Here is a 15425-nt window from a genome sequence, read left to right on the forward strand (position 1 = left end):
GCCTTCCAGGACGCAACACCTCTGTATGAACAGTCGGCATACTGTGATTTAATTCATAGTATTTTTATGCGATTTGTGATTATTAAGGTATCACCAATTTAAGAGGCTGTCAACGAAAAAAATAAAATTCGCGACAGCGGCCAAAAGCGCTCGGCTTATTAATCTTATATTTTGAAAAAGACCGCCCGATCCTGATCAGGCAGTCCTCTTCTAAAGTTGGTTCACCGCTATGCTATCCGATCGCTCTCTTTCCCGTTCACTCCGGCATACTCGCCAAACGCGGGAACAAGCTCCTCGTCGATCGCGAACAAATCGTGAATCAGGAAATTCGGGCTTGGCGCGATATCGAAGTAATCCTTGTAAGTAAAGCCATATCTCTTAAAAATCTCATGGCATTTATAAGCCATATCCAGATGCCATTCCGCGCGCGGGGTCCGGTGACCTTCCAGCGCCGATCCGGGGTTCGGCGTCCAGGCCCCGGTCAGGGACAGCACGCCGATGGAAGCGAAGTACTCCACACCCGCAAGCGTCGCTTTCTTCGGTTCGATGCCCGCAACAAAGCCGGATCTGACCTTGCCTTTGCCGAATACCTTGGCCGCGTACTCTATCGCTTTGATCCAGTGCTCCCGGCCGCCGCATTCCGCCACCTTGCCCGGAAGAATGGCCGCGTAGAAGGCCGGGTCCCACATCTCCAGATTCATCGCCAGCGTGCGGAAGCCCGCTTCCTTGTAACGGTCGATAATGTCAAGATCCAGCGGCGCGCCGATAACGGCGGTGCCGTTGAAATCCTGAAGGCCGGTGCTCTCCTGAATTGCTTCGGCGACGTCGATGTAATAATCGACCTCCCGCCGCTCGGGCACAAAGCCTCCGGTCAGGTTCGTATGCGTGACCCCGTCCAGCCGGTAGGCGGCCGCTACCGCTTCCCCGATTTGCTTCGGATTTTTCCATTTGATGCCCTGAATTTCCGAGTACGTATCCTTGGTCGCGTTGATGTTACAGAACAGGCAGTCCTGTCCCTTTTCCTTAAGCGAGCATTCATTGCTGTAGGCAATGGAAACCGTTCCGCCCCCCGTATACCCCGGAGAGTACCCGGCAATCCGCGAGAATGGCGTGCCGTCGGACGCGTTCAACCCATAATATTTGGGGCGTTTGTCGAACGATACGGGAAACAGCTCTTTGCCTTTATGCGTAAGCACGTACTCGCCGCCGTCAAGGACAATCCGGAAGTCCGATCTGCTGTCCCAGTGAAAGGCGACCCGCAGACCTCCGGGCGTGGTGTAGCCGGTGGGCAGGTCGAAGCCCTCGTGGGTCTCGTGGTCCATTTCGAAGCATAAATGAACCTGCTCCTGAATCTCTCCGCCCAGATCGAGATTGCGGAATATGGCCGGATCGGCCGCCACTCCCTCGATATTCACTTCATTTTTAATTTTTAATTCCTGATAAAGCTGGCTTCTGACTTGCTCCCTGCTCATTCTGTTCACTCCCCGCACCCGTTTGATATGGCAAATGTCCTGAATCCGCACCCAGAATACCGCTGCCCAAATCCTCCAGCAGCGTGAACACGCCGTCAAAGCCGGCGTATCCTTTCGTCAGCACGATCCGGTCCGAAACCGGAAACGATACCGGAACGAACGGGATGCCTGTTCGCTCCGCCGCGCGGCGCTCAATCGAGCTTCCGAGCAGCAGCTCAATCTCCTTGTACAGCACCAGTTCCTCAATGGTCTTGGCGTCGCTCTCAAATACAATTTCAGCTTCCGAACCCGGCTGCCATTCCTCCCACTGACGGATAATGGTGCTGCGGGACGGCTCCGGAATGTCGTCGGTAAGGACGATCAGGGAAGGCAGCAGGCCGAGCGGATCGGTCAGAAAACGGGCTATGCCGAGCACGGATGCGCTCTCGCCGACCAGGGCGAATTTTTTCTGAAAGCCGTACTTGTAGTATGCGTCCAGAAAATGCAGAATGTAGTGCCGCTCCTTCTGTTCCTTGAGACTGATCCATGCCTCTACCGCCTCCTGCTCCAGTTCCAGCTGCTTCCCGATGCAGCGCAGCCATTCTCCCGTCTGCAGGACGCCTACCGGATATCCGTCGAAGTGAACGTAAGGAATGCCCGCGTTTCTTTCCAGCCACTCGCAGATTGGAAGACTGTGCGGGGAGAAAGAAACATTGAGTGCCGCATCAAAAAGGGTTGCCCACTCTCCCTTGTCCGCATCCGGCCCAAACAACACATTTACGGCTGCGCCGATGCCCTCCAGGCTGTCCTTGAGACCTTTCAGATTTCCGCGCCAGAATACATCCTGCTCTGGAATGATGCCGAACAGATTCACCAGACGGCCGTTCTTGCTGCCAGAGGGCTCGGCCAGCTTGTCGAATTGGCGCAGTATGCCGGTTACCGCCGCCGTATATCCGTTATGGACGCTTCCTTTAAACCCGGGGGTACTGACGTGAATCGCTTTGTACTGCTGCTCCTGCAGCTCCTTGGTCATCGCCGGGACATCGTCGCCGACCAGCTCAGGCGTACACCCGGTCAGCACCACGTAGAAGTCGCCTTCCTTAATTTTCACCGCATTTTTGAGCTGTTCCCTAAGCCTTGAGCTTCCGCCGAACACAACCTGTCTTTCCAGAAAATTGGTTGAAGGAAGACCGAGGCCACCCGTGTAGCCGGACCCTCCGCCGCCGCTAAGGCTGCTGACTCCGGCATACTGCTGCACGCCGCAGCCCAGAGTGGAATGGATGATCGGGACAGCGCCCTCTATCGACTTGATCGTCTGAACAGCTCCATGCAGCATGCAGCTGTTCCGGTTTCCCGCCGTTGTCTCTCCCATCCTATTTCACCTCCTGCTTGATATGCCAGTTGACGCTTTTGCTCAGCCAGCCCGCCCGGTAAGAGGAGCTTCCGCCGCTTAAATAGCGGCTGAGCGACGGGTTGCGCAGCGCTTTGACCAAAAGCGGGGGCAGCTCTTGAACGCCCCCGAAGCCGTACACGTCCACGGAATCGACGGCCGCCGCCGCGATTCCCGCTCTGGCCGCCCATACGGCCGCTTCACCGCGCCCGATATAAAGATCGGGCTTTAATTTCCCCAGCGCGTTGACTTTCTCGAAAGGCTGCCCCTGCTGGATGAATACCTGCGGATTACTCCGGCCGGCCCATTCCCGTAGTCTTGCGACATGCGAGCTGTCGGCGTGAGTCAAACTTAAAGCAGCCACTTGTCCGCCCAGCTCTTCCACGAGTTCGGCTACTCCGAATGCTTGCTCTGGAGGAAGATCGATAAAGACGGAGGCACCGTCCAGCCGGTGCCACTCCAAGGCTGTAACCGCCGCAGCTTTAGCCTCTTCGATATAAGTGCGGGCCTGTTCGGCAGAGTCGGCGGCACCTGCGGATCTGGCGGCGGCCAGCAGCCACCGCTCCGTTCCGGCAAGGCCAATCGGAGCCGTTTCCTCCAGGTGAACGATCCCGTGGGCCTCTTCCAGCCATTCCAGCAGGAAACGGGAATCGTCCTTATCTATGGCTATGGAGGCGAAGGCGTTCAGCGATTGCTGCAGCGCTGCAATCGTTAGACTCCCAGACAGGTTGTTATACGAAATCCCCGCTCCGTCCAAGTCTCGGATAATATGACTTGTCTTCGTTCCCGCTGTGCCGATCAGGTTAACGGCCGGAAGAGGGAGCGCATCGGGATCTTTTTTCAATACGTACTTGGCCAGCGCATGGAACACCAAATCATACCCGTACACGGCCGTTTTGGAGCGGAAGCCCGCGGCATATACCGGGACTACCGGAATGCCATACTGATCCTCCTTCTCCGTCGCGGCAGACTGGATATCGTCATTGTTAATGGCTACGACCGGCGTTGCCAGGATGAAAATGATCTCGGGACGCCAGGTCCGGTACGCCCGATCGACCGCTTCCCTAAGCTTGTCGTCTGCCCCCAGAATTGAGTCGTTCTCTTCAATGTTTGTAATCAGCCAGGGGCTGCCTCCAGCCCTGAGCTCATCTTCAAGCTTGATCGCGCCGCACCCCGGCGGACTGTGAATAATGGTGACGCTGCCGCGAATGCGGCCAAGAAGCCGGATTGCGCCTATCACCTCGTCGTCTCCTGTTTCCGAATAGGTGCGGATTCGTTGTCTCGTCTCTTCCTTCTCCAGTTCATCCGCCAAAGCGGCGCTGTCGCCGTAGAAAGCGGTAAGCACCCCTCTGCGTTTTTCCCTCGTCCGGGGAAGCCGTTGTCTGATTTCGTTCATGGTTCGTCTCCTCAGCGCCCAGCGGCAGAGAAGGAAGCCGCCTCCTGATTGATGGCATCTCCCCAGCTTCTGGCCCAGTCACGAAGATCGGTGACATTCAGCGGGCTTGGAACGGACAAGTTCTCATTCTCCGCCACATACGCGGCCAGCTTCCGGTAAACATCGGCTTGTTCGGAGCCGGGATTCGCTTCGATCACGGTTTTGCCGTACAGCTCGCTCTGGGCGACTACCGGCGAACGGGGAACGAAGCCTGCAACCGATGCGCCCGTCCGGCTCGCGAAATCCGTAATTAGCGACTCGGGATACCCGGGCAAAATACTGTTCCCGATAATGCCGCCGAGCCTTGCTCCTCCGGATGGAGCGTATTTGCCGATCGCCTTGAACAGATTATTGGCGGCGTAGATCGCCATGAAGTCCGAGGAGCTGACGACATAAGCTCTGTCGGTAATGCCATCGCGGATCGGTACGGCGAAGCCGCCGCATACCACGTCTCCCAAGACATCGTACAGCACATAATCAGCCTCGTATTCCTCAAAGACATTCAGCTCCTGCAGCAGGCCCACGGCTGCGTTGATGCCGCGCCCTGCGCAGCCGACGCCCGGAACCGGACCGCCCGCCTCAATGCAGAGCACGCCCTTGAAGCCAACCGCGGACACGTCCTGCAGCTTCACATTGGCGCTGTCTCGCAGGCTGTCGATTACCGTAGGCAGATAGTCGCCGCCTCTCAGCGTATTGGTGGAATCGCTCTTGGGATCGCATCCGATCTGGATTACCCGGTGACCCGCTTCCGCGAGAGCGGCACTGATGTTGGATGTGGTCGTCGATTTTCCAATGCCGCCCTTCCCGTAGATTGCAATATGCTTGGTCCTTTTAGCCATTTTTTTATCCTCCTGTCTGCATATCCTCTTGTCTGCCGGCTGCTGCTCCGGCTTCAGATCTGTGATTATTTCGCGGAAGAGGTTTCCACTGCCTGAACCGTCAATTTCGCGGCTGCGGCTTTCAATGTCTCCGCTTTATCCGTACGCTCCCACGGCAAATTCAGATCGCTTCTTCCAAAATGTCCATAAGCCGCCGTCTTTCTGTAGATCGGCCGTTTGAGATCAAGCGCCTTGATAATGGCACCCGGTCTCAGATCGAACGTATCCTTCACGATTTCCGAGATCCGGTCGTCGGATATGATTCCGGTGCCGAAGCTGTTCACCGTTACGGATACCGGGCTGGCCACGCCGATGGCGTAGGCGAGCTGAATTTCCGCTCTGCGGGCCAGACCGGCCGCCACGATATTTTTGGCTACATAACGGGCGGCGTAAGCTGCGCTCCGGTCCACCTTCGTCGGGTCCTTTCCGCTGAACGCGCCCCCGCCATGCCGGGCGTAGCCGCCGTAAGTGTCGACGATGATCTTTCTGCCGGTCAGTCCGGCGTCGCCGTTTGGCCCGCCGACAACGAAACGTCCCGTCGGATTAATATAATATTTGGTATTCTCGTCCAGCAGATTTTCCGGAACCGTAGGCTCCACCACATGCTGAACAATATCCTTCCAAATCTGATCCAGTCCGATTTCCGGGGCATGCTGCGTCGAGACGACAATGGTATCCACCCGGACGGCCCGGTCATCTTCATATTCAACCGTTACCTGCGTCTTGCCGTCCGGCCGCAGATAAGGCAGCAATCCGCTCTTTCTCGCTTCCGTCAGCTTTCTGGCCAGGCGATGGGCAAGGGAAATCGGCAGCGGGAACAGCTCCGGCGTCTCATCCGTGGCATAGCCGAACATCAGCCCCTGATCGCCCGCTCCGATCTCGCCGCCATTCTCGATCTCTCTGGTTTCCAGCGCGTTGTCCACGCCTCTGGCAATATCGGCCGATTGTTCGTCGAGTGAGCTGATAATACCGCAGGAGTTGCCGTCAAAGCCGAGGTCGGAATGGTTGTAGCCGATCTGCACGATCGTTTCGCGGGCGATCGCGGGAATATTGACATTCGCCGAGGTCGAGATTTCACCGGCAATGAGGACGAGCCCCGTAGTCACCGCCACCTCGCAGGCCACTCTCCCGTCTGGATCCTGCTCTAAGATCGAGTCCAGTACGGCGTCCGATATTTGGTCGCAAATTTTATCCGGATGCCCTTCCGTGACGGACTCCGATGTAAACAGGTACTTTGTCATTGCTTTTACCTCTTTTCATTGTGATATTATTCACACTTATCAACAGCAGGCAGCAGACTCACTCTAAACCCGGAGCAAACAAAGAAAGGCTCTGAAGATGACAGCAGCAGTACCCAAAAAGAGCACAGCGCCGTTCTGCAGAGCCTCCGGTGATCCGGTCAACTTTTCCTACTAAGTTTATAGGATTAATACATATATTAAATGTGCCCGGGAAAGTTTGTCAATAAGATAATTTACACAATTTGCGCTGCTTTCGGGTTGCCCAGAACCCAAAATAAGCCCTCCCCTGTCAACCAGGGAAAGGCCTGTTGCAGCCGGAAACCGGCATGTCCTCCATACTTTCTTCACTGTTCATTTATCCGCCCAATCGCTTTATCAAGCTCGCCTGGTAGCGTTCGATCCGCTCCGTCACGATCCGGCTGGTCAAATCGGTTATCCCAAACGCCGCCCAACCCCCGTACACCTGCGGAGGGCCTTCTCCCAGACCGTCGAACAGGGACAGCAGATCCCAGTAAGGATGATAGCTGAACGTGTCTCCCGCATAATCAAGATATGCCTGCAAAAAAGCGTCCGCCGCCTCCACGCCATACAGCTGCGCCAAATTCAGCCGGCAGTGCCCCACATCGGCTCCCGCCGGTCCCAGGCATGCGTTCGGCCAGTCTACGATCCCGCTGACGGTGTCTCCCTGCCACAGCACGTTGGCCGGATGGTAATCGCGGTGGATAAAACGCGGCTCATACTCCGGCCGGTTATTCTTGACGAAGCTCACCGCTTCGGCCCAGCCATCCCGGCGCCCGGTCCAGGCGGGCGGCTTCAGAGCATCGATATCGGTATATGAGAAATACGTCCAGGGAAAATCGCCGGCCGGAACGGCATGCACCTCCGCCAGCGCTTTCGCCAGTCCCTCCAGCCAGCTCTGCATATCCAGCGGCTTCAGAATGACTTCTCCGGGCAGCATCGTCATGAGCACGGCCGGAAGACCGCAAGCGCCGCCGTCCAGATCCGCGCCCAGCAGCTTTGGTGAAGGCACCCGGCCCAGACCGGACCGGGCAAGCGCATCCGATTCATGGGCGGCCAAACAGGGCTCCTGGCTCAGCCATTGCTCATTGTCGTACAAGCGAATTACCGCATCCTGCGATTGCGCGCCGTTCTCTAACCGCACCTGATATAAAGCGGAAGACGTGCTGCCCGGAAGAAGCCGGATTTCCCTAACGCCGACGGGCCGGCTCCCCACTCCCGCGATCCATTCCAGCGCCCGCTCCGGCAGGCGACCCGAGTATCCATTGTGCATGGTTATCTCCCCTGTTCTTATGGAGAATCGAATGGAATCCAAACTATACAGGCCGTAAAAGATTAACCTCGTTAAAGCTTTATTCCGTTAGTAGCCCAAAAGAAAACCACTCCCGGCAATGAAACTGCCGCCGCAGATGCAGTACGGATGGTAAGACGCCGGAGCGCTAGCCTTCTTCGAATACCGATACTCAAATCTACTCCAGCCGGTTCTCCAGCGTGCCCAATCCCTCGATGCTAACCGTCAGCTCATCCCCGGAACGCAGCCACGTCTGATCTGCCTTCGGCTTCCCGAGAATCACGCCTTCCGGCGTGCCGGTGAAGATCAGATCCCCCGGTTCCAGCGTCATATATTCCGAAATATAGCTGATCAGCTCCGCGCAGCCGAAGATCATGTCCCGCGTATTCGCAGACTGGCGCAGCTCTCCGTTCACCCGGCACTCGATGTCCAGGCTGCCGGGATCGACTTCATCGGCCGTAACAACGGAAGGACCGACCGGAGCAAACCCGTCCAGCGATTTGCCAAGCAGCCACTGGCCTGTGCGGAACTGCAACTCTCTCGCGGTCAGATCATTGCCGATCGCATAGCCGAACACGCAGGAAAGCGCCTCCTCCTTCGTCACCCCGGACGTCCGCTTTCCGATGACCAGCACAAGCTCCGCTTCGTAGTCGATCTGCGACGCGCCGCGCGGCAGGGCAATCGTCTCCCGGTGGGCGGCCAGACTGTTATTGAATTTGCTGAACAGCACCGGAAACGAGGGTGTATCCAGCCCCGACTCCTCCGCATGGCTTCGGTAGTTTAATCCGACGCAAATGATTTTTTGGGGACGCGTAACGCAAGGCGCATACACAATTTCCTCTTCCTTCAGCCACACCGAATTGCCGCGAACAAGATCCTGAAGCAGAGGAACGACCGCCTCGCTGTCCCTAATCACATCTTCCATTAGAACGGGAGCCTCAAGCCCGCTGCCGCGGGCCGTTAATTCCACATCCATAATGCCTTGTTCTGTCTTCACACCAAGTTTTACCTGTCCGTCCTTGATAAATTGAAGCAGCTTCATAGCTAACCCCTCCCCCTGTTAAATCAAACCGGCTTTGACCAGTCCGTTATAAATGCCGCCTTCGTCTACATGGTCGGTCACGTAATCGGCATAGGGGATCAGTTCTTCATGCGAGTTCCCCATGGCGATGCCCAGCCCGGCTGACTCCAGCATCTCCTTATCGTTCAAGCCGTCGCCAAACGCAACCGACTCCTCGCGGCTGATGCCCAGCGTGTCCAGCATCGCCTCGATCCCCTTCGCCTTGGAGCTTCCCGGCGGAAGCACGTCCATAGCGAGAGGATGCCAGCGAATCAGCCGAAGACGGGACAGCAGCTCTTCATATAAGGCTTCCTCATGGCTCTCGCAGTGGAGGAACATCTGGTAAATCTCGTTGCTTTTCCAGAAGCCGGGGTCAAAGCCCGGATGCTCCACTTTAAGCGTATTCACGGATTCGGTTATGTACGGGTGGTTCTCGCTGTCCGCGTAATAGGTATGCTCGCCCTGGAACACCAGCGAATGCTTATGCCGGCCCGCCAGGTCAATCAGCGCCTGGATCGTTTCCTTGGCCAAAGGCTGCTTGTGCAAGGTCTTGCCTTTATACACGACATAGGCCCCGTTCAGGCATACATAGGAGTCAATACCCAGCTTGTTTAGCAAAGGCTTGATAAAATAAGGCGCGCGCCCCGTGGCGATAACCGGCTCCACACCGTTTTCCTTTAGCCTGGAAACGGCCTCAAGCGTATCCGCCGGAATCTCCTTCTCCTCGTTCACCAACGTTCCGTCGATATCGAAAAATACAATTTTATAGGCCATCTGCTCCTGCTCCCATCCATTCGCCGTTACTTCTATTTCCGGCGTTTTTTTCTCCGCTTCTTTCGCCTCCTAAACTTATCACGATTTATTTGCGGCGGGCAAGAAACTTGCGGCGCCCCGCCCGGAAACTGGTATAATAATCAAAACCATTCATGTTCACAGACCCGGAAAAAGGAGCTTTTTTTCATGACCAATCCCAACCATGAACCGGTGCTGCCCGAAAGCAGCTTTGAATTCGGGGTGTATACGCTCGGAGATATCGTCGCCGATCCCGTATCGGGACAAACCGTAAGCCAGCACCGCCGCCTTCAGGATATTGTAGCCGCCGCCAAGCTGGCGGACGAGGCCGGACTCGACGTGTTCGGCGTAGGGGAGCATCACCGGCTGGATTTTGCCGTCTCCTCGGTCCCCGTCGTGCTTGCCGCAATTTCGCAGGTAACGAGCCGGATCAAGCTGTCCAGCACAACCATGGTCCTCGGCACCCTCGATCCGGTGCGGCTGTTCGAGGATTTCGCCACCCTGGACCTGCTGTCGGACGGGCGCGCCGAAATTATGGCCGGACGCGGTGCATTTACCGAATCCTTTCCTCTATTCGGCTATGACCTGAACGACTATCAGCAGCTGTTCGCGGAGAACCTCAATCTCCTTCAGCAGCTTGGCGACCAGGAGATCGCGAACTGGAAGGGCACCTTCCGCCCGCCGCTGAAGGACGCCGAAATTTCGCCCCGTCCCCTGCAGGCGAAGCTTCCGCTCTGGATCGGCGTCGGCGGCACGCCGGCCAGTGCGGAAAGAGCCGGACAGCTTGGATCCGGTATGGCGATCGCCATCCTTTCCGGCAGCCCGGAGCGGTTCCGGCATCTGGCTGACCTGTACCGCCAGGCGGGAGCCGCAGCCGGCCATCCGCAGAAGAATCTCAAGGTAGCCGTCACCAGTCACGGATATGTCGCCAAGACCTCGGGGCAGGCGCTTGACGATTTTTACCCATATTATCTCAACTATCTGAACGGCTTCATGGCCCGGCCCGGAAAGGAGTTCCGGTTCACACGCGAGGATTTCGAAGTGTACACGCGGCCTGATGAAGCGCTGGCAGTTGGAAGTCCGCAGCAGATCATCGAGAAAATTCTTTACCAGCATGAGCTGTTCGGACATACCCGCTTTATGGCCCAAATGGATGTCGGCGGCATGCCATTTTCCAAAGTCGCCTCCGCCATCGAGCTCCTTGCGTCGGAAGTCGCGCCTGTTGTCCGCCGGGAAATCGCCCGCAAGAACGGTACATCCTGATTCCCGTCCCACACTTAACGACTGGCTCTCCCGGCGGCAGGATTTCGGCTGATCCCTTAGGCCCGCTTCTTTAAGACGCTGGCATCAATTTGGCGAACTTTGGGTTTTCTTTTGCCCCGGGACGGGTAAAGGGTAAAGATCAACAGGAACTTCATCATAAAGCGAGGCTAAATATGAACAAGCATATACATAGTTTTCCCGGGTCCGGCCCGGACAAGTGGGACAGAGGCAATCGCTCCGATAAGCGCAGCGGGTTCGCTGCGCTGAAGCGGCTTGCCTGGCTGGCCGCCGGGATGTCCGTAACGATTCTCGGCCTCGCCCTGAGCTCGTACACGGTCCGGGCGGACAGCTACACCGCCAAGGTGTACGCTACCTCTCTGAATGTCCGCAGCGAACCGGCCAACGGAGCGGCGGTCAAAGGATCGGTCAAAGGCGGATCGCTCGTCACCGTGACCAAGGAGCAGCATGGCTGGGCCCGCATTTCAGCCGGAAATATGACCGGCTGGGTCGCCGGATATTACCTGAAGAAGGCTGGCGGTTCAGTGGCCTCCGGGCGGACATCCGCCACAGCGCCGAAGACGCTTGCGGCCGGCAGCGGCCGTTCCACGGCGACGGTTACGGCCGACTCGCTGCGCATCCGCAGCGGTCCCGGAACCGGCTATGAAGCCGTTGGATCGCTTAAAGCCCGCGATGTCGTGACCGTTCTCTCCCGCCGGTCCGGCTGGCTAAGCATACGGACCGCAAGCGGAGCCGCCGGCTGGATTGCGGAGCCGTACGTTACCGCCGGCTCATCGGCGTCCGCTGCCGGGCTACGCCCGGTAAACGCCAGCAGGTCAGCGTCGGCCGGCCTTCGCGGCAAGCGGATTGTCGTTGATCCGGGCCATGGCGGAGACGATCCGGGGATGATCGGCACGACCTTCGGCACGATGGAGAAGGACCTCAACCTGCAGACAGCGCTGTATCTACGGGATTACCTGACGGCGGCCGGCGCGGATGTGACCATGACGCGTACCCGGGGCGATCAGCGGCCTTCGCTGTCCAGCCGGGCGCGGCTGGCCCCGGCGGTCTCGGCGGACGCTTTTATCAGCGTGCATTACAATTCCTCCCCCAAAAAGATATCGGGCACGCTGACGTTCTTCTACTCTGAGTCCGATGACCTGATGCTGGCCCGCTCCATCGAGCATCGTCTGGGCGATGGCATCGGCCTGAAGAGCAACGGGGTATCCTTCGGCGATTATCACATTCTGAGGGAGAACGAAACGCCTGCGGCCCTGGTCGAACTGGGCTTCCTCACAAGCCCGGGCGATGAATCCCTCGTCCGCAGGACGTCGTACCAGAAAAAAGCGGCAAAGGCCATCGCGAAAGGCATTGCCGACTATTTTTCAAATTAGAACTTCATACTTACACAAAAGCCCCGTTCCAAGAGATGATCTTGAAACGGGGTTTTGATTATGCGGGCTGCCTGACACGAACGGCTTGAGGGGCCGAACGCATCAGATAGCGAATCCGCGCTCGTACTGTCTGGGAATTTCCGTCTCCTTACGCAGCTCGGCTGCAGCCGCAAGCGGCCAGTAAGGGTTCTTCAGCATGCCGCGTCCAACGGCAATCAGATCCGCGTCTTCGTTGCCGACAACCGCGTTGGCAAGCGCGGGATCGTCCAGACGGCCGACCGCGATGACCGGAACGTCCAAGCCCTCCTTGATGGCTCTTGCAAGCGGCACCTGGTATGCGGCATGCGTGCCCGGGCGGCCGGCTGCAGTGATTGGCCCTTCCCCGCCGGCGCTGATATGGAAGATGTCTACGCCCGCTTCCTTGAACGCCTTGCTGAATTCCAGGCTTTCCTTAATGCCATAACCGCCTTCGACGTACTCCTGAGCGGAAATACGCAGAATGAGCGGCATGTCTTCCGGCATTTCGCCCTTGACCGCGGCGATGACTTCACGGCCGAATTTCGTCAGATCCGTCCCGTACTCGTCCTCTCTCCGGTTAGTCAGCGGAGAGGTGAACTGGTGGATCAAATATCCGTGAGCGCCATGCAGCTCAATGGTATCGAAGCCTGCCTGCACCGCGCGGCGCGCCGCCAGCCGGAACTTCTCTACCATCTCTTTCACTTCCTCAGTCGTCAGCTCGCGCGGCGTCTTCGACTGCTCATCGAACGGAACCGGCGACGAGGAGACGGGAATCGCCGCGTCTTGAGCCTTGCGGCCAGCGTGGGCAATTTGAATGCCGACCTTTGCGCCATACCGGTGGCTGTCCTCCACTATGCGGGCAAGCGCCGGAATTTGTTCATCAGACCACAGCCCGAGATCATAATCTGTAATCCGGCCGTCGGGCTCGACATCGGCCATCTCGATAATAATGAGGCCCGTCCCGCCAACCGCCCGGCTGACATAGTGGGTATGATGCCATTCATTAGCAATCCCGTCTTTGTTCGTTACCGAATACTGGCACATCGGTGGCAGAACAATCCGGTTCTTGAGCTCAAGTCCTTTAATTTTGTACGGAGTAAATAAATCGATCAATGGAATCGCTCCTTATATGCAAAATGCATGTTCATGCATATGGTATCGCATGCAGGCAGCGAAAGTCAACTTGCGAACCAGCAATCATTCTTTTCTCTAGTCCGAATAAGGCTAGGAGTGTGAATCGCGGGGTAAAGAGGTTTAGGAAGAAGGCAGGAGGAAGACTGCGTTCCTCCCCCTCTTCCCGCGCTAGTGTGTGCTTTTGCCGGAATGATAGTATTTCTGCTTATATTCTTCAAAAGTGATGTTGTCCGTTCGGCCCTGGACATAAGATTCATGAAGGAATTTCCAATAGTCGACCAGGTCCGCGTGTCTTCCCTGATAGCCGGCCGGAATCTTGTACAAGTATTCCAGCGACTTCTCATCGTCTCCGTCCTGTCCGTAAATGTTGTACTGGGCAAGGTTGTACATCGCCGTAAGATCTTCGCTTGGTTTGGACACTTGTTCGAAAATCTTGATAATGGAGCTATAGTTCTCGCTCTCAAGCGCCTTATCGACCGCAGCCCATACTTCCTTGTCTTCATGGGCCGCGGAGCCGCTCGTCCCGCCTGACGCCCCTTTGTCTGGAGACGCCGGTGCGCTTGCCGAGGGTGCCGGTGCGGCAGCGGATGGAGCCGGGCTGGCGTCCGGCGCACCGCTTGGACTCGCCAAGGACCCGGATGCCTCGCTTGACGGAGCTGCCGATTCCCCAGCCGCGACAGCCGGAGTCTCCTCTGCCCCGGGTCCCGGGGCTCCAGCTTTCCGGTTCCCGCAGCCGGCAGAGGCCAGCAATAACACACTGATCCCAGCAACAGCTATGCTTTGAAGTATTTTCATAGATAATGACCCCTACTTTTTTTTATCCTATCTTAACACTGACAAACAAACAAAAACCAGCCATGCACGAGTGTACATCGACCGGTTGATTGTCCGAAATGGGCTTGGCCATTTTTTTAAAATGCAAGTTCTACCGAGCCGTCTTCATAAATATCGACCCGCTGGGCGCACAGCAGCATGCCCAATCCGTTCGCAAAACCCTTCTCTCTAATATCCCGTTCTCTGCGTTCCCATCTCTCGCGGTCATGAATGATGTCGTACAGGTAGTAGAATTCCGCTTCGTTGGCGGCTTTCATCTTCTCTACAAAAATAAAGTCGTCTCCGAACAGCGCTTTGAACCAGCCGGCTGCCTCTTCATGTGTCGAAAACTGGGGAAGATCGGCCTGGAACTGTTTGGTCAGAAAATTTTGCTGCAATCTGCCCTTCTTCTCATAATAACCTGCAAGCGTCTCTGCATTAATCATCAAGCTGCCTCCTCTTGAATATCTCTTCTTTCGCCATTTTGGAATCCACCAAAAACCAGCAATTTTTATGAAAATTTTATCGTATTTCTGAAAATGATGATGTGATTTAGCGCATGTGCGGGGAACGCCTATACAAGATGATCCGAAAATTAATTCAGAGTCCTTATCCTATTTCATAAGCCGTCCCCCAAGTGATAGTATCCATCCCCGCATAATTTCGGATGATACAGAGCCACTGGATACTCGTTGCCCGCTATAAGGTTGTTGACGATTTGTAAGATAACTCCGGCGTCCCGCCATTCACTGGGGTTCCATTCCAATATTTCCGATACAGCGGCCCATCTGCTGTCTATACCAATGTTTTCTTCCAGTTGGAGCGAGCCGCCGGTAATTTCCCCGATAAAATGAAACAAAATGACGGGATCGCCCAAGCTGCTGACAAAATGATAGATCCCCGTCGCCGATGTAAGTCTGATCTCGTACCCGGTTTCCTCCTTCACTTCCCGGCGCGCGGCGTCCGGAATAGCTTCTCCCGGTTCGATCCGGCCGGATGGAAAGTTCCACTTATCCCGTATGGACGGTTTATTTTCCTTGATCACCAGCACCTTGCCGTCCTCACGAAAGATCGAGACGCTGACGACCAGTACAGTTTTGGATGTGGTCATGTTTTCTCCCCTCGGGTTTACTTTTTATACTATATAAGCTGAACTTAAGATTTTCCCATCAGATACCATTCGCAACTACGAGGAACGTTTGGACTTCCGGCCGCTGTTGTCCCTAGATTTCTTAATTAAACCGCTATCC

14 protein-coding genes are annotated in these 15425 nt (G+C 56.4%); 2 read left to right on the top strand and 12 right to left on the bottom strand.

All coding sequences use genetic code 11. The features are described from left to right. Positions 1-227: 227 nt before the first annotated feature. The 8 genes from PSAB_RS21115 to PSAB_RS21150 all read right to left on the bottom strand — a co-directional run bounded on the left by PSAB_RS21115 (position 228) and on the right by PSAB_RS21150 (position 9538). Complete coding sequence (locus tag PSAB_RS21115) at positions 228-1472, bottom strand: radical SAM protein (protein ID WP_025336561.1); 1245 nt, start codon at positions 1470-1472, stop codon at positions 228-230. Next, positions 1423-2823, bottom strand: a complete 1401-nt coding sequence (locus PSAB_RS21120; RefSeq protein WP_025336562.1) for a nitrogenase component 1 — start codon at positions 2821-2823, stop codon at positions 1423-1425. The genes PSAB_RS21115 and PSAB_RS21120 overlap by 50 nt, the downstream gene beginning before the upstream one ends. A 1-nt stretch (position 2824) precedes the next feature. Further along, a complete protein-coding gene (locus PSAB_RS21125; protein WP_025336563.1) occupies positions 2825-4237 on the bottom strand; it encodes a nitrogenase component 1 in 1413 nt (470 codons plus the stop codon). Between the two features lie 11 nt (positions 4238-4248). Further along, positions 4249-5115, bottom strand: coding sequence for a nucleotide-binding protein (locus PSAB_RS21130; RefSeq protein WP_025336564.1), 867 nt, complete (start codon positions 5113-5115; stop codon positions 4249-4251). Between the two features lie 65 nt (positions 5116-5180). Beyond that, positions 5181-6395 carry a methionine adenosyltransferase gene (gene metK, locus PSAB_RS21135; RefSeq protein WP_025336565.1) on the bottom strand — a complete coding sequence of 405 codons (1215 nt, stop codon included), beginning with the start codon at positions 6393-6395 and terminating at the stop codon, positions 5181-5183. Positions 6396-6750: 355 nt separating this feature from the next. Further along, positions 6751-7686, bottom strand: a complete 936-nt coding sequence (locus tag PSAB_RS21140; protein WP_025336566.1) for an aminoglycoside phosphotransferase family protein — start codon at positions 7684-7686, stop codon at positions 6751-6753. Between the two features lie 196 nt (positions 7687-7882). Further along, complete coding sequence (locus tag PSAB_RS21145; RefSeq protein ID WP_025336567.1) at positions 7883-8746, bottom strand: fumarylacetoacetate hydrolase family protein; 864 nt, start codon at positions 8744-8746, stop codon at positions 7883-7885. Between the two features lie 18 nt (positions 8747-8764). Continuing rightward, positions 8765-9538 (bottom strand): Cof-type HAD-IIB family hydrolase, encoded by a 774-nt coding sequence (locus PSAB_RS21150; protein ID WP_025336568.1) that lies wholly within the window; start codon positions 9536-9538, stop codon positions 8765-8767. Positions 9539-9724: 186 nt separating this feature from the next. Here PSAB_RS21150 and PSAB_RS21155 point away from each other — a divergent pair, with 186 nt between their 5' ends. Then, complete coding sequence (locus PSAB_RS21155; protein WP_025336569.1) at positions 9725-10819, top strand: LLM class flavin-dependent oxidoreductase; 1095 nt, start codon at positions 9725-9727, stop codon at positions 10817-10819. A 173-nt stretch (positions 10820-10992) separates the two neighbouring features. Further along, positions 10993-12210 (top strand): N-acetylmuramoyl-L-alanine amidase family protein, encoded by a 1218-nt coding sequence (locus tag PSAB_RS21160; RefSeq protein WP_051529800.1) that lies wholly within the window; start codon positions 10993-10995, stop codon positions 12208-12210. Positions 12211-12312: 102 nt separating this feature from the next. On the opposite strand, the gene PSAB_RS21165 is transcribed toward PSAB_RS21160, so the two are convergent. From PSAB_RS21165 to PSAB_RS21180, 4 genes are all read right to left on the bottom strand, one after another. Beyond that, on the bottom strand, positions 12313-13341 hold the full coding sequence (locus PSAB_RS21165) for an NADH:flavin oxidoreductase/NADH oxidase (protein ID WP_025336571.1): 1029 nt from the start codon (positions 13339-13341) through the stop codon (positions 12313-12315). Between the two features lie 189 nt (positions 13342-13530). After that, on the bottom strand, positions 13531-14157 hold the full coding sequence (locus PSAB_RS24765) for a hypothetical protein (protein ID WP_025336572.1): 627 nt from the start codon (positions 14155-14157) through the stop codon (positions 13531-13533). Between the two features lie 116 nt (positions 14158-14273). Beyond that, positions 14274-14621 (bottom strand): hypothetical protein, encoded by a 348-nt coding sequence (locus tag PSAB_RS21175; protein ID WP_025336573.1) that lies wholly within the window; start codon positions 14619-14621, stop codon positions 14274-14276. Between the two features lie 173 nt (positions 14622-14794). After that, a complete protein-coding gene (locus PSAB_RS21180) occupies positions 14795-15286 on the bottom strand; it encodes an NUDIX hydrolase (RefSeq protein ID WP_025336574.1) in 492 nt (163 codons plus the stop codon). Positions 15287-15425: the final 139 nt, after the last annotated feature.

Origin of the sequence: Paenibacillus sabinae T27, assembly GCF_000612505.1 — a bacterium.
GTDB lineage: Bacteria > Bacillota > Bacilli > Paenibacillales > Paenibacillaceae > Paenibacillus_AQ > Paenibacillus_AQ sabinae.

Excerpts from the sequence above, each read along its gene's own strand:
- PSAB_RS21115 (WP_025336561.1), bottom strand. The coding sequence starts at position 1,472 with ATGAGCAGGGAGCAAGTCAGAAGCCAGCTTTATCAGGAATTAAAAATT.
- PSAB_RS21120 (WP_025336562.1), bottom strand. The coding sequence starts at position 2,823 with ATGGGAGAGACAACGGCGGGAAACCGGAACAGCTGCATGCTGCATGGA.
- PSAB_RS21125 (WP_025336563.1), bottom strand. The coding sequence starts at position 4,237 with ATGAACGAAATCAGACAACGGCTTCCCCGGACGAGGGAAAAACGCAGA.
- PSAB_RS21130 (WP_025336564.1), bottom strand. The coding sequence starts at position 5,115 with ATGGCTAAAAGGACCAAGCATATTGCAATCTACGGGAAGGGCGGCATT.
- metK (WP_025336565.1), bottom strand. The coding sequence starts at position 6,395 with ATGACAAAGTACCTGTTTACATCGGAGTCCGTCACGGAAGGGCATCCG.
- PSAB_RS21140 (WP_025336566.1), bottom strand. The coding sequence starts at position 7,686 with ATGCACAATGGATACTCGGGTCGCCTGCCGGAGCGGGCGCTGGAATGG.
- PSAB_RS21145 (WP_025336567.1), bottom strand. The coding sequence starts at position 8,746 with ATGAAGCTGCTTCAATTTATCAAGGACGGACAGGTAAAACTTGGTGTG.
- PSAB_RS21150 (WP_025336568.1), bottom strand. The coding sequence starts at position 9,538 with ATGGCCTATAAAATTGTATTTTTCGATATCGACGGAACGTTGGTGAAC.
- PSAB_RS21155 (WP_025336569.1), top strand. The coding sequence starts at position 9,725 with ATGACCAATCCCAACCATGAACCGGTGCTGCCCGAAAGCAGCTTTGAA.
- PSAB_RS21160 (WP_051529800.1), top strand. The coding sequence starts at position 10,993 with ATGAACAAGCATATACATAGTTTTCCCGGGTCCGGCCCGGACAAGTGG.
- PSAB_RS24765 (WP_025336572.1), bottom strand. The coding sequence starts at position 14,157 with ATGAAAATACTTCAAAGCATAGCTGTTGCTGGGATCAGTGTGTTATTG.
- PSAB_RS21175 (WP_025336573.1), bottom strand. The coding sequence starts at position 14,621 with ATGATTAATGCAGAGACGCTTGCAGGTTATTATGAGAAGAAGGGCAGA.
- PSAB_RS21180 (WP_025336574.1), bottom strand. The coding sequence starts at position 15,286 with ATGACCACATCCAAAACTGTACTGGTCGTCAGCGTCTCGATCTTTCGT.